The sequence below is a fragment of the Rhodococcus sp. DT1 genome (assembly GCF_049844875.1).
Lineage (GTDB): Bacteria > Actinomycetota > Actinomycetes > Mycobacteriales > Mycobacteriaceae > Rhodococcus.
The window spans coordinates 60,720-77,203 of record NZ_JBNCLW010000007.1 but is presented as its reverse complement, the minus strand read 5'-3'; the positions used below and the strand labels follow the sequence as shown (position 1 = coordinate 77,203).

The following is a 16,484-nucleotide window of genomic DNA, read 5'->3' as shown; positions in this document are numbered from 1 at the left end:
TCAGAGCCGGTGCACGCGCTCCGACGACAGGTGATGCGACACCGGTGTGCCGGTGCGAGCGAGGTGCACAGGGTCCAGGTCGAGGCGGCGCAGCAACTGGGCGTTGAGGGCCACCACGATGGTGGAGATCGACATCAGGATGGCGGCGACCGCGGGTGAGATTGCGATCCCGGCGAAGGCCAGTACCCCGGCGGCGAGCGGCACGGCGACGACGTTGTAGCCGGCCGCCCAGACCAGGTTCTGCCACATCTTCCGGTAACTGGCGTGGGAGAGTTCGATGATCGACAGCACCGCCCGGGGGTCGTCGGCCGCGAGGACCACCCCGGCGGATTCGATGGCCACGTCGGTGCCGGCGCCGATGGCGACGCCGACGTCGGCGCGCGCCAGAGCGGGTGCGTCGTTGACGCCGTCGCCGACCATCGCGACGGTGCGGCCGCGCTGCTGTAGTTCGGCGACCTCGGCGTCCTTGTTCTCGGGCAATACCTCGGCGAACACCTCGTCGATGCCGAGGTCTGCGGCCACGGCTTCCGCGACCTGCCGGGCGTCGCCCGTGATCATCGCGACATCGATTCCGCGGGCGTGCAGAGCGTCGATCGCCTGCCGGGATTCGTCGCGGACCGCATCTTCGAGCGCCACGGCGCCGAGCACGCGGCCTGCGAGCACGACGTGCAGGACCGCTGCGCCGCGCCGGACCCAGCCACGGGTGACTCCGGCGACGTCGTCGGGCACCGACAACCGCAGGTCCGAGAGCATCGCCGGGCCACCGACGATCACTTCCGTGCCGTCGACGAGCGCGCGCACCCCGCGCCCCGGCAAGGAACGGAAATCCGTGGCGCCCAGACGGTCGGGCGCGGCGACCCGGTCGTCGGCCGCAGCCACGATCGCACGGGCCACGGGATGTTCACTGTCCGCTTCGACTGCGGCGGCCAGGGCGAGCAGGTACGCGTCACCGGTGTCCGCCGTGGCGGCGACCCCCGTGACGCGCGGGCGGCCTTCGGTCAGCGTGCCGGTCTTGTCGAACAGAACCACATCGACGGTGCGCATGCGTTCCAGCGCGAGCCGGTCCTTGACCAGCACCCCGGCCTGCGCGGCCCGCGTGGTGGAAATGGCGATCACGAGTGGAATGGCAAGACCCAGAGCATGAGGACAGGCGATGACGAGAACGGTGACGGTGCGGACCACGGCCTCGTCGAAGTTCCCCAGCAGCGACCAGATCAGGAACGTCAGCACGCCCGCGCCGGCAGCGAAGTAGAACAGGAACGCAGCAGCCTTGTCCGCGAGCGCTTGGGCACGGGAAGAGGAGGCCTGGGCGTCGGCAACCAGACGCTGGATACCGGCCAGTGCGGTGTCGTCGCCGACCGCGGTGACCCGCAATCGCAGGGCGCTGTCGGTGGTGACGGTACCCGCGACCACCGTGTCGCCGGCGCTTCGGGCGACAGTCTTGGATTCGCCGGTGATCATCGACTCGTCGACCTCTGCACGCCCCTCGACGACGGTGCCGTCGGCGGGCACGCGGGCTCCGGCGCGCACCAGCACCAGATCGCCGGTGGACAACTCGGTGAGGGGGACTTCGCGGGTCCCCTCGTCGGTGATCTTCTCCGCGGTGTCCGGGAGCATCGCCGCCAACGCTTCGAGGGCTCCGGACGCCGATCCCAGGGCGCGCATCTCCAGCCAGTGCCCCAGCAGCATGATCACGATCAGCAGGGCCAGTTCCCACCAGAAGTCCAGTTCGAACCCACCGATTCCGAGCGTGGTGACCCACGATGCGACGAACGCGACGGTGATCGCCATGGCGATCAGCAGCATCATTCCCGGCCGGCGGGAGCGCAGTTCGGCCCAGCCCCCGGTGAGGAAGGGCATACCCCCGTAGAAGAAGATCACCGTGCCCAGAACGGGCGGAATCCACGAGGCGCCCGGGAAATCCGGCAGGTGGTAGCCGAGCAGGTCGGCGACCATGTGGCTGAATGCGACCACGGGCACAGACAGGACGAGGCTGATCCAGAATCGGCGGCGGAACATCGCGGCGTGACCGGCATGTCCCATATGCCCGCCGTGGTCGGCGTGTCCGGTGTGACCGCCCTGTTCCGCGTGGGCCGGATGCTCGCCGTGGGTGACGTGCTCGGCGTGCGTGGCCGTGGCCGAGTCCGGATGAGAGTGACCGGGTTCCGGATGCGACATGAGTCTCCTCCCGACCTGCGGATCGATCTGCCGCCGCGCGGACCGCCACCGAAAGTCCCGGCGGATGTGCACGGGCGCTCCGATCGATTGTGCGCCCGGAGCGCCGACCTCGGGACGGGTTGGGCGACTCCGTCGGCTGCGGGTCGTTGCACCGACCCCGGGTGGGGTGCTGTCATCGAACACACGGATCTACGGGAGGGGCAGAGGTGACTGCCGTCGAGGAGTTCGAAGACCTGCGTCCACTGCTCTTCGCCATCGCCTACCGCATCCTCGGGAGCGTCGCGGAGGCCGAGGACGCCGTCCAGGAAACCTGGGTGCGATACGACGCATCCGGAACACTGCCGGAGTCGCCTCGAGCGTTCCTGTCCACGGTCGTCACGAGGGTGTCGATCAACGTGCTCGAATCGGCCCGCGCGCGCCGCGAACAGTATGTGGGGGAGTGGCTTCCGGAGCCGATACTCGACGAGCCCTACGACGATCCGCAGCGCTCGGCAGAGCTGACGGAATCGGTGTCGATGGCGGCGCTCGTCCTGCTCGAGCGCCTGACCCCCCTCGAGCGCGCCGTCTTCGTGTTACGTGAAGCATTCGGATTCGGTTTTGCCGAGATCGCCGACATCGTCGACCGATCGGAGGCGGCGTGCAGGCAGCTTGCGGTGCGAGCACGCCGTCACGTCGACCGCGGCGCGGCACGATTCGATGCCGATCCGCATGCCCACGAACAGCTCACCGCGCGATTTCTCACGGCGTTTCAGGACGGTGACGTCGACGGCATGCGCGACCTGCTGGCCGCCGACGTGCACCTTGTGGCCGACAGCGGCGGCAACGCGCCGGCGGTGCGGAGGGTTGTCGTCGGCGACGACAAGGTCATGCGTTTGCTCGCCTCGTATGTGGCGCCCATGGCGCAGATCGGCATGGTGCTCGAGCCTCGAAACATCAACCGGCATCCAGGTGTGATCGTGCGCGACAACAGCGGTGCCATCGTGCAGGTCATGTCTTTCGACATCGCCGACGGAAAGATCGGCGCAGTCCGGGTCGTGATCAACCCGGACAAACTCGTGCACCTCGGGCGGGTCGCGGACGTACGCGCGCTCGCGCAGCAGCTCCGCGACCTGCAACGACCGTGAACCCGCCGGGCCCGATTCTCTGCAACCGTGTCACACACACCGATCCTGTCTTGTCTTCGATGACGAGGGCTCGACACAGAGCCACGTAGGGATCGGAGAAATCATGTCTCAGCCACGCCCCCGCGTCGTCGTGATCGGCGGCGGATACGCCGGAGCTGCCGCAGCCGGTCGCATGAGCCGGAAGGCGGCGGTCACCGTGATCAATCCTCGGCCGCACTTCGTCGAACGGACCCGGCTCCATCAGTTCGCAGTCGGAAACCATCATGCTTCCGGCGACTACCGCACACTCCTGGGGAAAGGAACAGAACTGCTGGTCGATACCGTGACACGCATCGAATCCCGCACGCGGACAGTTCATCTCGCCACCGACGACTCCGTCGGGTACGACTACCTGATCTACGCCGTGGGGAGCACCGCGACACGGCGGGCCACCGTGCCGGGGGTCGAAGAATTCGCCTACCCGGTAGCGGAATTCGAGCACGCAGAGCGCCTTCGGCACGCCCTGAACACGCTCGACGCCGAGGCGGTGATCACGGTGGTCGGCGCAGGGCTCACCGGTCTCGAAACAGCCGGGGAACTCGCCGAGCAAGGCCGTCGGGTCCGTCTCGTGTGCAGCGGTGTCATCGGCCCGGTGCTGACCGGGAGAGCACGCCGCGCCACGCACGAACGTCTGTCGAACCTGCACGTCGAGGTCCACGAGAATGCACGTGTGGTCCGGGTCGGCCCGGATGAGTTGGCGCTCGGGGACGGTACGGTTCTGCCCAGCGCGGTCACCGTCTGGACCGCCGGATTCGGGGTTCCCCAACTCGCCCGCGCGAGCGGGTTCCGCACGGATACGCTCGGCCGGATCCTCACCGACGAGACACTGACGAGCATCGACGACGATCGTGTGATCGCCGCAGGAGATTGCGCAGCCCCCTCGGGCGACCCGGTGCGGATGGCATGCCAGTCTGCACTTCCGATGGGACTCACCGCGGCCGATACGGTTCTCAGCCGTATCGCGGGCGAGGAACCCGCGACGCTCGACCTCGGATTCAACGGCATCGGTATCAGCCTGGGACGACGCTCGGGCGTCGTCCAGTTCCACGAGCGGGACGACACCCCGAAGGATCGAGCATTTGCCGGCCGGATTGCCCTGTCGATCAAGGATCTCGGGCTGAAAGCCGCCATGGCGGGCCTTCGCGTGGAGGCACTACGTCCGGGCACCGTTGCCTTGCCGGGAGGCGGCCGGCATCCCTCCGATACCCAGGCGCGTACCGCTGACCCTGCTCACGCTGCCACCGAGGACAGCGCTCCGTTCTCCGACACGCGCTGACAAAAGGGTCGCCGGCGCGCGGCGCGTTGCGTGACCGGACGACGGTGAGGGCCCGGGGTGCCATGGCACGGCCCGGGCAGGGGAGTCAGCGCATCCACAGTCGCGGCTCGCGGTACCGCCCGGCGCCCACCTGCGGCGCGACGATGTCGTCGAACGCGTCGATCAGGTGCTCGGGAAACCATCGGGGATCGGTGTCCGCGGTGGTCGCCACCACCGTCAGTTGACGCTCGCGTGCCGTGACCGCCAGGTCGGTGAGCGCGACACGGGATTGGGCGCCCAGCGCCGCGACCGTGGCTGCGAGGTCGGCCACGAGCAACAGGCGAGGCCGCACCACCACGCCGGCTGCGAGCTCGGTGACCACCCGGGACATCTGTGCGGGTGTCACGGCGGAAAGGCACGCAGCGGACTGCCGGGCATCGAGCCCCGTCAGCCAGCCGTGCCGACGGTGCGGATCGAGCACGACCACGTCGTGCGTGCCACACGACAGGGCGTTCATGGCCGCCAGGTCGAGGGCGACGCTGGGCGGGGCGAGTCGCTCGTCGCGCGCGATGAGGAGATTGCGCCCGGCCGACAGATCCCAGGACACCGGCATGCCCGCACTGTCGCGGCCGAACGGAATCAGGGTCCGGCGGGCGGGGGCGGCCGCAGTGCATGTAGATGCGCCGCGCGGCAGCCCGTCGCCCGGCGCTCGCGCCGGGCGTGCGGGGGCAGCGCCGGAACAAGCTCGGGGTGCGGGGGGAATGACCGGCGGCGTCATGGTGGGAGTCCGTTCCGTGTCGGTGAGGTGCGAGGCAATCTCCGATACGGCGCAACCCTAGACGGGACCTCCGACAGAATCCGGGCCCGCTCCCGTGAGCGGGACTGCCGCGATGCGTGCCATGCCCGGTGGCGAGCACACCGAGACGTGCGCTACTCCGGCGGTTCCGGCGGACCCAGTTCGAAAGCCGGATGCAGGTGTGCTTCGGCTTCGAAATCTTCCGCGGGCGCGTTCTTCTCGGCGTCGAAGTAATCCCGGGTAGCTGAGGCGACGGCGACATAGTGCTTCAGGACGGGTCCGGCCTCGTGTGCCGAGATTTCCCGCACGGAATAGTCGTGGCTGCGGAACCTGCGCGTCAGACGGACGTGGCCCGCGGCGCGGGCGTTGTGAACCCAGGGAACCGCGCCGTACGGCGCGACCAGCCAGCGCCGGCCGTCGTGCCGGACGACCGTCACCGGGTTGGTGCGAGGTCGGCCCGTGTGCCGGCCCCGGGTGGTCAGCAGGTGGGTGTGGGGCACGACGCCGGCGCGTACCAGCGCACTCATGACAGTGTTCTCGAGGCGATGCGCGCGACCCCGGCTGTAGGTCCGGATCTTCCGTGGTTGCCCGTCGGGAGCGGACGGGTCGCGCCGGTCTGCATTCATGGTGTGCCTCCTGCGCTTTCGAGCCGCGCACAGCCCGCCGGGGAGTGTAGGTGGGTCTATTCGTGTGGGGGTTCGCCGGTGACGACATGGTCGGCGTGGTTCATGCCTTCGCGGACCAGGCGGGCGAGGTGCCCGTCACGGATGCGGTAGATCACGCGCCGGCCTTCCTTGCGGGTGTCGACGAGGCCGGTGAAGCGCAGTTTGGCCAGGTGTTGACTGACTGCGGTGCGGGAGCCCCTGCACGCATCGGTCAGAGCGGTGACGTCGGCTTCGCCGTGCGTGAGCAGCCAGAGAATATGGAAGCGGGTCGGGTCGGCGAGCATCCGGAATGTAGAAGTTGCTGCGTCGAGCCGCTCCTGGTCCGGCGCGACCGGGTGGCTCAGGCTCGCGGACCGTTGCGGCGCTTCGATTCCCGGCTTCATCGCTCACGCCCTTCCTGCCGGCACCGGCTCGGTGATCGGTTCGGTGCGCGCCGGCCATGCCCGGGCAGCAACGAGTCCTGCGAGTGTAGCGAGAACGGCGAGGGTGATTGCCGCTATCGGCTGGCTTACGGTGGCCCCGACCCAGCCCGCGATCGTGTAGGTGAAGAAGAAGCAGGCGTGCGAGAGCGAGAACTGCGCGGTGAACACCGCACCCCGGTTCTCCGGCTCGGATTCGAACCGCAGCAGCCGCGCCGACGGCGTGTTGATCAACGACGTACCCATGCCCATGACCAGCCAGGTCCCTGCGAGCAACGCCCACCCGGCGCCGCGGCCCCCGTCGGCGACAAGCAGCGCGACCGTCGCCGTCAGTCCGATCGGCAGGAGGGCCGCGCCCGTGAGCATCACCCGCCGGTCCGGGATCCGGGCGAGCAGGCGGGGCAGCGTCAATGCCACCAGCATCGACCCGCCTCCGTAGATACCGAGTGCAATCGCAACCCCGGTGTTCGAGCCGCCGAGGAGTTCGCGGACGTAGACGACGGTGTTGACCAGGACCAGCCCGGTCGCTGCCGCGACCGACAGGTTCAGTGCGAGAAGGCCCCTCAGCCGCGGCCGGGAGAACATCACCCGCGCGCCGAGGGTGACCCGCTGCACCAGCGGGACCGAACGATCGGCGGGCGCGATCATCGGCAGAGTCGTGGAGACCACCAGCAGCGCAGAGGCGGCGAACCCGGCAACGGTACCGAGGAACAGATAGTTGTAGGTCACCACCGACAGCAGCGCCGCTGCGAGTATCGGGCTCAGCAGCGACTCGAGGTCGTAGGCCAGCCGCGAGAGGGAAAGCCCCCGGGTGTAGTCGTCCTCGTCGACGAGCACCGACGGGATCACCGACTGGAACGCGGGTGTGAACGTCGCCGACGCCGACTGCAACACGAAGATCAGCACGTAGATCTGCCACGGCTGATCGACGAACGGCAACGCCAGTGCGATCACCGCACGCACCACATCCGCACCCACCAGGAGCGCCCGCCGCGGCACGTGATCGGTCAGGGCCGAGATCACCGGTGCGATCACCACGTACGCGACCATCTTGATCGCCAGTGCCGTGCCCAATACCGCGCCGGCCTGGGTGCCGGCCAGGTCGTATGCGAGCAGACCGAGCGCGACGGTCAGCAGGCCGGTGCCGACGAGCGCGACCACCTGCGCGGCGAACAATCGGCGGAACGTGCGGTTCCGCAGGGTCGCGAGCACCCGGCTACCTCCTGAACCATTTTCCTACTGTCCACGATACGCCAACAGGTGCGCACCTACGCACATGTATAACGAGGGAAGTGCGCGAATGATCCAACCCCTACAGCTGTGGCCGATGAGTTCGCCGCAGGTTGCGAGTCCGTGTTGTCGAGACCCGGACGAAAGGCGACGACGATGCGCAAAGTAATTCTGTCTGTCATGACGACGCTCGACGGCTTCACGGCGGGACCGAACGGCGAACTCGAGTGGATCGACGTCGCGGACGACGAACTGGACTCTGGCATCGCCGAGTTGCTTGCCGGGATCGACGGCATGTTCTTCGGGCGCGTGGCCTATGAACTTCTGGCGCAGCATTGGCCCGCCGCCGAAAACTCGAACAGGGAAATCGAAGCCCAGCAGGCGCGGCTGATGAACTCGCTGCCGAAGTACGTGCTCTCGCGTTCGTCACTCGCCACCGACTGGGGTCCAGCCCGGCGGGTCGGCGACGACCTCCCACGGGAGGTCGCGCAGATGAAGGAACAGCCCGGTAAGGACTTGGCCCTCTTCGCCGGGGCGACCGCGATCTCCGCCTTCGCTTCCCACGATCTGATCGACGAATACCGGCTGATGGTCTTCCCGGTGCTGCTCGACAAGGGAATGCCGCTTCCGCCCCTGGGGCGCCGAAATCTGCGATTGGTGGAGTCGACGAAATTCCCGCAGTCCGGCGTCGTTCTGCTCCGCTATCTTCCTCGGGCGGAGGAGCCGACTGCGTAGGGGTTCTCCGACTTGTAGAAGCGGTGGTCTGTCGGCCCGGCGCGATTCGGGCGAATGAAGCGGATCGGCGGCGATGATTCGTACCTCGACAGCGGAGCTGACGGACTCACGGACTGTGCGATGTCCGCGGCGATCCTCCTCATGGAGCGCACTTCGGGGCGCGGCATCGTGCACCAGGGAGCGCTCCGAAGCGTGCAGTCCGAGAACATCTTCCGTCCCGGAGCCGTCACGGAACGGACTCCACGAGCAGGACCCGCGCCGCTTCCTTCGCATGGCGGGCAGGCTCGGGCGACCGCGTCCGGGTGTCATCCTCCGCGCGTATCCCGCCGCAACCATCGGTGCGCTCACCATCGCCGAACTGCTCGCCCCCTCGCAGACCGCTGCGGCGCTGTCGGCCGTGACTGCCGTCGCCGTCACGGTGTTTCTCCGCGCTCCTCACGTACCGGCGGCGCTGTGCGCTGGCGGAATAGGACTCGCCGATCCCGGTTTCGCATATTTGTGGCAGACCCTCGTGCCCGCGTTGGTGATCGTGCTGCTCGGTGCCGAAATGGCCGGGCGTATCGTGCCAGGATTTTCTTATCCACCCGAGGGAGCGCGCCGTTTATGGGGCCCGGTCGAATTGGACCGGATCCTTAGGTTCCGAATGCGCGCACAGTCGAAGTGAGCCCGACCGCCGCGCGACACCTCACTGTGCGGCGGGGCGGCCCGGCGCTCAAAGCCGCCGCATCACCGACACCACCTTGCCCAGCACGACCGCGTTGTCGCCGTCGATCACCGAGTATGCGGCGTTGCGGGGTTCGAGATAGACGTGACCGCTGCGGCGCCGGAAAACCTTCACGGTCGCCTCGCCGTCGATCATCGCCGCCACGATCTCTCCGGAGTGGGCCTCGTCCTGGCGACGGACGACGACGACATCGCCGTCGCAGATCGCGGCGTCGATCATCGATTCCCCGCGTACGCGCAAGCCGAACACGGTGCCGGTGCCGACGAGTTCGCGGGGGAGATCGAGCACCTCGTCGGGATGCTCCTCGGCGAGGATCGGTGTGCCGGCCGCGATGTCGCCGACGACGGGCACCGACACCCTGTTGTCGGACGATCGGCCCGCCGACGATCCGGCGAGGAAGGGTCGCACATCGAGTTGGCGTGCCATCGCGGAGCCACGGCGCAGGAAACCCGCATCCTCGAGGAGTCGCAGATGCTTCGACACCGTCGACGTCGATTTCAGGCCGACCGCATCGGCGATCTGCCGGGTGCTCGGGGCGGAACCGTGGGAGGCCACCCAATCCCTGATGGTCGCCAGAATCAGTTGCTGGCGATGGGGAAGGGCGGAGGCGTCGAGGCCGCCGAACATATCGAGATCGTCGTAACCGGTCACCCGGCGATCCTAGGGGAGTGGCCGGACTCCTGAAACGGGCGATGGTGCGGGACCACGCAGGTGGTGCCGCACCATCATTCGTCGACCGGTGTGGTGGTGCCCTCGGTGAGACTCGAACTCACACTGCACGGGTTTTGAATCCGTTTCCTCTGCCAATTGGGATACGAGGGCGTGCTTGCGGAGACCACTGTAAGGGATCAGGCGTGGCGGTCAAACACCGGTACCCTTCAATCGTTCCACCCCTTCGCGGGGGCCGCCAGAGCACGATGGGAAGGGCCGATCATGACAACCGCGCCGCACGACAGCACCGCAACCCCCCGGAGGGTCGTCGTTGCGGAAGACGAGACGCTGATCAGGCTCGACCTGGTGGAAATGCTGCGCGAAGAAGGGTACGACGTCGTCGGGGAGGCGGGCGACGGCCAGCGGGCGGTGGAACTGGCAGAGGAACTCTCGCCCGACCTCGTGATCATGGACGTGAAGATGCCCCGCCGGGACGGGATCGACGCAGCGTCGGAGATCGCGCAGCGCCGCATCGCGCCTGTGGTTATTCTCACAGCCTTCAGTCAGCGCGACCTCGTCGAACGTGCTCGCGATGCGGGAGCGATGGCATATCTGGTCAAGCCGTTCTCCAAAAGCGACCTCGTTCCCGCGATCGAGGTGGCGGTGAGCCGGTTCGCCGAATTGCGCGAACTCGAACGTGAAGTCGCCGGGCTGTCGGAACGGTTCGAGGCCCGCAAACTCATCGACCGGGCCAAAGGCCTGCTCATGGCGAAGCACGCGATGACCGAACCGGAGGCGTTCCGCTGGATCCAGCGTGCCGCCATGGACCGCCGTACCACCATGAAGCAGGTCGCCGAGGTCATCGTCGACACCCTTGGTTCCGAAGCGGCCGGCTGAGCCTCGGCTCGTTACGTCCGGATCAATTCTCCTGCCCGAAATATAACGGTCAGGTCACAACGATTTCGGCTGTGTTCGAATCGTCACTTCTCCGGCTATGTTTCGACGACATCCGGCGCATCAGCCGGGGGGACAGGCGATTGAAGGAGAGTTGGATGGCAAAACGGACCTATGTCCGCGCCGCTGCGGTTCTCGGTGCTGTGACACTCGCACTCGCGGGTTGTAGCTCGGACAGCGACGATTCCACGAGTGGTTCTGCCGAGGGCGGTGGTTCCGCGACTGCCACGACTGTCGACACCGACTGCGAACCCGAACAGGCCACGCCCGGGGCGACCCCGGCGACCGGCCCGCTGAAGATCGGCACCCTGCTCCCCGAGACGGGCAGCCTCGCGTTCCTCGGTCCGCCCGAGGTCGCGGCGGTGCGCCTGGCAGTGGACGAGATCAATGCTGCCGGCGGCGTCCTGAACCAGCCCGTGGAGCTGATCCCGGGCGACTCGGGCGACACCACCACCGATACGGCGAACGCCACCGTCGACCGGGAACTCGCCGCGGGTACCCAGGTGATCATCGGTGCGGCGTCGTCGTCGGTCTCGCTCAAGGTCATCGACAAGATCGCCAGCGCGGGCGTGGTCATGTTCTCTCCTGCCAACACGTCCGATCAGTTCGTGTGTTACGCCGACGGCGGCATGTACTTCCGTACCGCGCCCACGGACTCCCTGCAGGCGCAGGCACTTGCTCAGCTCATCGCCGAGGACGGCGCTCAGCGCGTCTCGATCCTCGCGCTGAACGATCCGTACGGCACGGGCCTGGCCGAGAACACCGTGACGAACCTCGTCGACGCCGGTATCCCGGAAGACCAGATCCAGAAGATCATCTACGACCCCAACGCGCAGTCCTTCAACGCCGAGGTCGACCAGGTCGCCAACTTCAGTCCTGACGCCGTGGCGCTCATCGGGTTCGAGGAATCGGCCAAGATCATCACGCGTATGCACGAGGTCGGCATCGGCCCGTCCGACGGCATGGCGGTCTTCGGTGTCGACGGGAACATGGGCAACGCGCTCGGCGACAGTGTCGCCGACGGCCTGCTCGCGGGCATGGCGGGTACGACCCCTCTCACCGACACCGGTGAGGCCTTCCAGCAGCGCCTGCTCGAGGTCGATCCCGCGCTGATCGACTTCAACTACGCCGGAGAGTCTTACGACGCAGCTGTCGTGTCGGCGCTCGCCGCCGAGGTGGCCGGCTCCACCGCCGGCGTCGACATCGCGGCGAACATCAACGCGGTCACGAAGGACGGCGAGAAGTGCACGACCTTCCAGCAGTGCAAGGACCTCCTCGCATCGGGACAGGACATCGACTACGACGGCGCGACCGGCGAGCTGTCGTTCGTGGATGCCGGTGAGCCCGGAGTCGGTTCGTACGGCCGTCTCGTCTTCGGACCCGACAACACCTTGACGACCGAGGATTACATCGTCGTGGGTGGCTGACAGACGCAGGAAACATACGACGGGGCCGGTCATCCGATGGATGACCGGCCCCGTCGTATGTTCGGGCGAGCGCGTCAGGGAGTCTTCTTCTCCTTGCTGCCCGCGAGAGTCCCGAGATACAACTCGATGACCTTGGGGTCGTGCATGAGGTTGGACCCGGTGTCGGTGTAGGCGTTACGGCCCTGATCGAGCACGTACCCGCGGTCACAGATCTGCAGACACCGCCGCGCGTTCTGCTCGACCATGATGATCGACACGCCCGCGGCATTGATCTTCTTGCAGCGGATGAACACCTCGTCCTGGAACATCGGCGACAAGCCCGCCGACGGTTCGTCGAGAAGCAGGACCGACGGATCCATCATCAGTGCGCGGCCCATCGCCACCATCTGCCGCTCACCACCGGACAACGCTCCTGCCTTGACCTTGCGGCGTTCCCCGAGAAGGGGGAACAGGGTCGAGACCCGGTCGAACTGCTCACTGAACTGCTTGGGCCGCAGGTAGATTCCCATCTCGAGATTTTCCTCGATGGTCAGCGACGGAAAGACGTTCTGCGTCTGCGGGACGTACCCCACGCCCTTGCGCACGAGGACGTGCGCGGGCTCCGAGGTGATCGATTCGCCCCGGAGCGTGACTTCGCCCCGCCGCACCGGGATCAGGCCGAAGAGCGCTTTGAGCAGAGTGGATTTACCGGCACCGTTCGGGCCGATGATCCCGACGATCTCACCCTCGCGGAGAAAGAAGTTGCAGCCACGCAGGATGTCGACGCCGGGGAAGTAGCCGGCGACGACGTCGTCCGCGCGCACGAGCGCACCCTCGGCCAACCGCGCGTGTTCGCCGGGAGTCGCGGCCGATTCGGCCGGGGTCATGGACCCGGTGGGTGGGGTGTCGCTCATGACTTCTCCTGGGATCCTGGTAGATCGGTGGGGCGTACCGCGTCGGGGTCGGACAGGTCGGCTCCGGACTCGAGAACCTGGGCCTCCGCCTCGGCGAGCACCTCCGCCAACTCCGCGGTCGCGCCGACGGGATTGCCCTCGTCGTCGAATTCGAGTGCCTGGTCGTGGTGGCTGCCGAGGTAGGCGTCGACGACCGCATTGTTGTTCGCGAGTTCGTCCGGCGGTGCTTCGGCGATCACCGATCCCTGGGCCATCACCACCACCCAATCGGAGATGTCGCGGATGACATCCATGTCGTGCTCGACGAACACCACGGTCATGCCGTCGTCGCACAGCGATTTGATGTGCCCGAGAAGGCTTTGCGTCAGTGCAGGATTCACGCCGGCCATCGGCTCGTCGAGCATCACGATCGTGGGGTCGGTCATCAGTGCGCGTGCCATCTCGAGCAGTTTGCGCTGTCCGCCGGACAATGACCCGGCGAGATCGTCGGCCTTCTGCTCGAGGTTGAACCGGGCGAGCAGCGCGTGGGCGCGTTCGGTGATGGCGCGTTCCTGCGCGTGCCACGTCCAGGGGAGCAGCGCGCCGGCCATCCGCTCACCCGTCTGGTGACGTGCTCCCAGACGGACGTTGTCGAGCACCGTCATCTTCGACAGCGCCTTGGTGAGCTGGAACGTGCGCACGATGCCGTGCCGCGCGACACGGTGCGGAGCCATGCGGCCGAGTGAGTGGCCGTCCATGCTCCACGTTCCGGTATCCGCGTGGTCGAACCCGGTGAGCAGATTGAACAGGGTCGTCTTGCCTGCTCCGTTCGGCCCGATCAGGCCGGTGATGCAGCCGCGCTGGATCTCGAGGTGAGCGACGTCCACGGCTTTGAGCCCACCGAAGGTCCGGGAGACGTCGTCCACGACGAGGATCGGATCAACCTTCGGGCTTCCCGGATCGTGCGGGACATCCGCGAACACGGCGACTCGTTGTTCGCGCGACAGAGGCGTGCGGATGGTGGTGTCAGGCATCGAGTTGTACCTCCCGCTTGCTGCCCAGGATTCCTTGTGGACGGAACACCATCATCACCGCGATGAGGATGCCGAGGAGGACGAATCGCATCGCCCCGACCTGCTGTTCGGTGAGGGAGATCAGCGGATCGGGTCCGGAGATCGCCTGGCGCAGGAATGCGTCCGGGAGCGTGAGGATGAACCAGAACAGCATCGCCCCGAGGACCGGGCCGAACACGGTGGCCGCGCCGCCGAGGATCAACGCGCCGAACGCGAAGAACGTCTGCGCAGTGGAATAGAAGTCCGGGTTGATGGACTTGGTCTGCAGCGCGTTGAAGATGCCGCCGAGGCCGCCGATCATGCCGCCCAATACGAGAGCCTGCATCTTGTAGACGAACACGTTCTTGCCGAGGGCGCGGGCGGCGTCCTCGTCCTCTCGGACCGCTTTGAGGACGCGTCCCCACGGGCTGTGGGACAGCAGGTAGACGACGCCGCACAGGACGAGCACGAGCGTCCAGCCGACCACCATCGCCCACAGGTCGTCGCCGTAGAAGCGCATCCCGAGCAGGTTGTACTGCTTACCGGAATCGAAGGGGCTCCACGCCGTGAACGGACCTGCGAATCCCCACAGGCCGCGGGTCGACCCGGTGACGGAGTCGGAGGCGGTGGACCGGAACACCAACCGCAGGATCTCGGCTGCGGCAATCGTTGCGATCGCCAGATAGTCGGCTCGGAGACGGAGCGTCGGGATACCGAGCAGGAGGGCGAGCAGTGCAGGGAGCGCGAGCCCGACGAGTACACCCATCCACAGCGGCTGGCCGTAGGTGACCGTCATGATGCCCACTCCGTACCCGCCGAGCAGCGCGAAGCCGATCTGGCCGAAGTTGAGCAGACCCGCGTAACCGAAGTGGAGGTTGAGGCCGATTGCGAGAAGCGCATAGAAGATGGCCGACGGGCCGATCATCTGCGCGAAGGACACTTGGAGAACAGCGAGGAGGTCCATGTGTCACCCGATCCTTGTTCTGCTGCCGAGGATGCCCTGAGGGCGGATGACCAGAATCACGATGAGTACCAGCAGGCCGCCGATGTACTTCAGGTCGGGATTGATCACCAGTGTGGACAACTGCACGAGCAGCCCGACCACGACGCAGCCGAGTAGCGCGCCGTACGCCGTTCCGAGTCCGCCGAGGATGATTCCGGCGAACATCAGCAGGAGCAGCTTGAAGCCCATCTCCCACTGGACGCGTCCTCCGAGCTCGGAGAGACCGAACAACACACCGCCGAGCGCGGCGAGTCCGCCGCCGAGGCCCCACACGAAGCGGATCACCTTCTCGACGTCGATGCCCGACGACGCGGCGAGATCGCGATTGTCGGCGACCGCGCGCATCGCTTTGCCGATCCGGGTGCGCTGGAGCAGCAAGGCCACCCCGACGAGCACCACCAGGCTGATCATGATGCACGCGAGATTGACCGGGGTGATCGCGAGCGGACCCCACTGGAGCTGACGCTGTGCTTGGTAGTCGCTGTAGGGCTGAGCGCGGTCGGAGAAGAAGATGAGGATCAGGTATCGCAACGCGATGGCGAGACCGATCGACACCACGAGCTGTGCGATCAGGCCGGTGCGCCGCCGCCGTAGGGGAGCCCAGACCAGCGCGTTGTTGAGCCAGCCGATGATGACGCCGACGATGATCGCGAGGATCGTCGCCGGTATCAGGTGGATGCCGAAGCTGACGTTGAAGACCCAGGCCGCGACCGCGCCCAACGTCACCAACTCGCCGTGCGCGAAGTTCGTCAGGCCGGTCGTCCCGAAGATCAGGCTCAGACCGACGCCTGCGATGGCGATGATCAGGCCGAACCGTAAGCCGTCGACAATCGTGCGGATCAGTGTCTCCGCGAACGCCACATTCGATCCGGACCTTGCCTCACCGAACGAGAAGATCACGGTGTTGGGCTGGCCGGCGGCGACATCGCGGGTCACGGTCGACTGCACGGTCACGTCGTCGGGGAGGCTCTCACCGATGACCTCGAAGACGTATGTCCCCGGCGGCACCGCGAGTTCCCACCGGCCACCGTCCGCGGACTCCGTTTCGCCGACGACCTCGCCGGCCGCGTCCGACGCACGGACCGTCACGCCGTCCAGTCGTTCTCCCGCATTGTTGAGCGTGCCGCGAACCGTGACGGCATCGTCCGCAACCGGTGGTGCGTCGGCGGGAGGTGCTGTGGTGCCTGTCGGCGAGGGCTCCGGAGGGTCTTGGGCGGCGGCGGTGCCGGCTCCTATCACTAAGCCGAAAACCGCCGCCAGGAGCAATAGCACGATTTGGAATCCGGACGCCCATCGACGTCTCCGGAGTCTCACCGTAGGGGCCACGCAGGTCCTCCCGAATCAGGTGCAATGTTGTCGA

The 16,484-nt window shown here is 67.1% G+C and carries 16 protein-coding genes and 1 tRNA gene; 6 read left to right on the top strand and 11 right to left on the bottom strand.

The features are described from left to right. On the bottom strand, positions 1 to 2,043 hold the full coding sequence (locus ACLQ3J_RS17935; protein ID WP_296549722.1) for a heavy metal translocating P-type ATPase: 2,043 nt from the start codon (positions 2,041 to 2,043) through the stop codon (positions 1 to 3). A gap of 341 nt (positions 2,044 to 2,384) precedes the next feature. Between ACLQ3J_RS17935 and ACLQ3J_RS17930 the strand changes: the two genes are divergently transcribed. Together ACLQ3J_RS17930 and ACLQ3J_RS17925 are read left to right on the top strand one after the other, a co-directional pair. Beyond that, the gene (locus ACLQ3J_RS17930; RefSeq protein WP_169652906.1) at positions 2,385 to 3,302 is read left to right on the top strand and encodes an RNA polymerase sigma-70 factor; all 918 of its coding nucleotides are present in this window, start codon (positions 2,385 to 2,387) and stop codon (positions 3,300 to 3,302) included. A 103-nt stretch (positions 3,303 to 3,405) separates the two neighbouring features. Continuing rightward, the gene (locus ACLQ3J_RS17925; protein ID WP_422424421.1) at positions 3,406 to 4,617 is read left to right on the top strand and encodes an NAD(P)/FAD-dependent oxidoreductase; all 1,212 of its coding nucleotides are present in this window, start codon (positions 3,406 to 3,408) and stop codon (positions 4,615 to 4,617) included. A gap of 85 nt (positions 4,618 to 4,702) precedes the next feature. On the opposite strand, the gene ACLQ3J_RS17920 is transcribed toward ACLQ3J_RS17925, so the two are convergent. The 4 genes from ACLQ3J_RS17920 to ACLQ3J_RS17905 all read right to left on the bottom strand — a co-directional run bounded on the left by ACLQ3J_RS17920 (position 4,703) and on the right by ACLQ3J_RS17905 (position 7,688). Then, positions 4,703 to 5,209: a hypothetical protein gene (locus tag ACLQ3J_RS17920; protein ID WP_425904060.1), complete on the bottom strand. Its 507-nt coding sequence runs from the start codon at positions 5,207 to 5,209 to the stop codon at positions 4,703 to 4,705. Positions 5,210 to 5,526: 317 nt separating this feature from the next. Continuing rightward, positions 5,527 to 6,018: a nitroreductase family deazaflavin-dependent oxidoreductase gene (locus tag ACLQ3J_RS17915; protein WP_425904059.1), complete on the bottom strand. Its 492-nt coding sequence runs from the start codon at positions 6,016 to 6,018 to the stop codon at positions 5,527 to 5,529. Positions 6,019 to 6,074: 56 nt separating this feature from the next. Then, entirely contained in the window at positions 6,075 to 6,440 is a 366-nt protein-coding gene (locus ACLQ3J_RS17910) for an ArsR/SmtB family transcription factor (protein WP_169620036.1), read from the bottom strand. A gap of 3 nt (positions 6,441 to 6,443) precedes the next feature. Continuing rightward, entirely contained in the window at positions 6,444 to 7,688 is a 1,245-nt protein-coding gene (locus ACLQ3J_RS17905) for an MFS transporter (RefSeq protein WP_425904058.1), read from the bottom strand. Between the two features lie 174 nt (positions 7,689 to 7,862). Here ACLQ3J_RS17905 and ACLQ3J_RS17900 point away from each other — a divergent pair, with 174 nt between their 5' ends. Continuing rightward, positions 7,863 to 8,441, top strand: a complete 579-nt coding sequence (locus tag ACLQ3J_RS17900; protein ID WP_425904056.1) for a dihydrofolate reductase family protein — start codon at positions 7,863 to 7,865, stop codon at positions 8,439 to 8,441. 271 nt (positions 8,442 to 8,712) lie between these two features. Further along, the gene (locus tag ACLQ3J_RS17895; RefSeq protein WP_169620033.1) at positions 8,713 to 9,105 is read left to right on the top strand and encodes a hypothetical protein; all 393 of its coding nucleotides are present in this window, start codon (positions 8,713 to 8,715) and stop codon (positions 9,103 to 9,105) included. A gap of 48 nt (positions 9,106 to 9,153) precedes the next feature. On the opposite strand, the gene lexA is transcribed toward ACLQ3J_RS17895, so the two are convergent. Beyond that, entirely contained in the window at positions 9,154 to 9,792 is a 639-nt protein-coding gene (lexA, locus tag ACLQ3J_RS17890; RefSeq protein ID WP_206036664.1) for a transcriptional repressor LexA, read from the bottom strand. A gap of 118 nt (positions 9,793 to 9,910) precedes the next feature. Beyond that, positions 9,911 to 9,987: transfer RNA gene (locus ACLQ3J_RS17885), tRNA-Leu, on the bottom strand. 111 nt (positions 9,988 to 10,098) lie between these two features. Here ACLQ3J_RS17885 and ACLQ3J_RS17880 point away from each other — a divergent pair. Both ACLQ3J_RS17880 and ACLQ3J_RS17875 read left to right on the top strand, forming a co-directional pair. Then, positions 10,099 to 10,713 (top strand): ANTAR domain-containing response regulator, encoded by a 615-nt coding sequence (locus ACLQ3J_RS17880; RefSeq protein WP_169620031.1) that lies wholly within the window; start codon positions 10,099 to 10,101, stop codon positions 10,711 to 10,713. A gap of 155 nt (positions 10,714 to 10,868) precedes the next feature. Then, complete coding sequence (locus ACLQ3J_RS17875; RefSeq protein ID WP_169620030.1) at positions 10,869 to 12,197, top strand: ABC transporter substrate-binding protein; 1,329 nt, start codon at positions 10,869 to 10,871, stop codon at positions 12,195 to 12,197. Between the two features lie 74 nt (positions 12,198 to 12,271). Here ACLQ3J_RS17875 and ACLQ3J_RS17870 read toward each other — a convergent pair whose 3' ends face one another. Genes ACLQ3J_RS17870 through ACLQ3J_RS17855 form a run of 4 tightly spaced genes read right to left on the bottom strand, consistent with a single transcriptional unit; the run spans position 12,272 to position 16,399 of the window. Next, positions 12,272 to 13,090, bottom strand: a complete 819-nt coding sequence (locus ACLQ3J_RS17870) for an ABC transporter ATP-binding protein (RefSeq protein WP_169620029.1) — start codon at positions 13,088 to 13,090, stop codon at positions 12,272 to 12,274. Next, the gene (locus ACLQ3J_RS17865) at positions 13,087 to 14,103 is read right to left on the bottom strand and encodes an ABC transporter ATP-binding protein (RefSeq protein ID WP_169620028.1); all 1,017 of its coding nucleotides are present in this window, start codon (positions 14,101 to 14,103) and stop codon (positions 13,087 to 13,089) included. Before ACLQ3J_RS17865 ends, ACLQ3J_RS17870 begins: the two co-directional genes overlap by 4 nt. Beyond that, the gene (locus ACLQ3J_RS17860) at positions 14,096 to 15,085 is read right to left on the bottom strand and encodes a branched-chain amino acid ABC transporter permease (RefSeq protein WP_169620027.1); all 990 of its coding nucleotides are present in this window, start codon (positions 15,083 to 15,085) and stop codon (positions 14,096 to 14,098) included. The genes ACLQ3J_RS17865 and ACLQ3J_RS17860 overlap by 8 nt, the downstream gene beginning before the upstream one ends. Before the next feature lie 3 nt (positions 15,086 to 15,088). Beyond that, a complete protein-coding gene (locus tag ACLQ3J_RS17855) occupies positions 15,089 to 16,399 on the bottom strand; it encodes an ABC transporter permease subunit (protein WP_425904152.1) in 1,311 nt (436 codons plus the stop codon). Between the last annotated feature and the right edge of the window lie 85 nt (positions 16,400 to 16,484).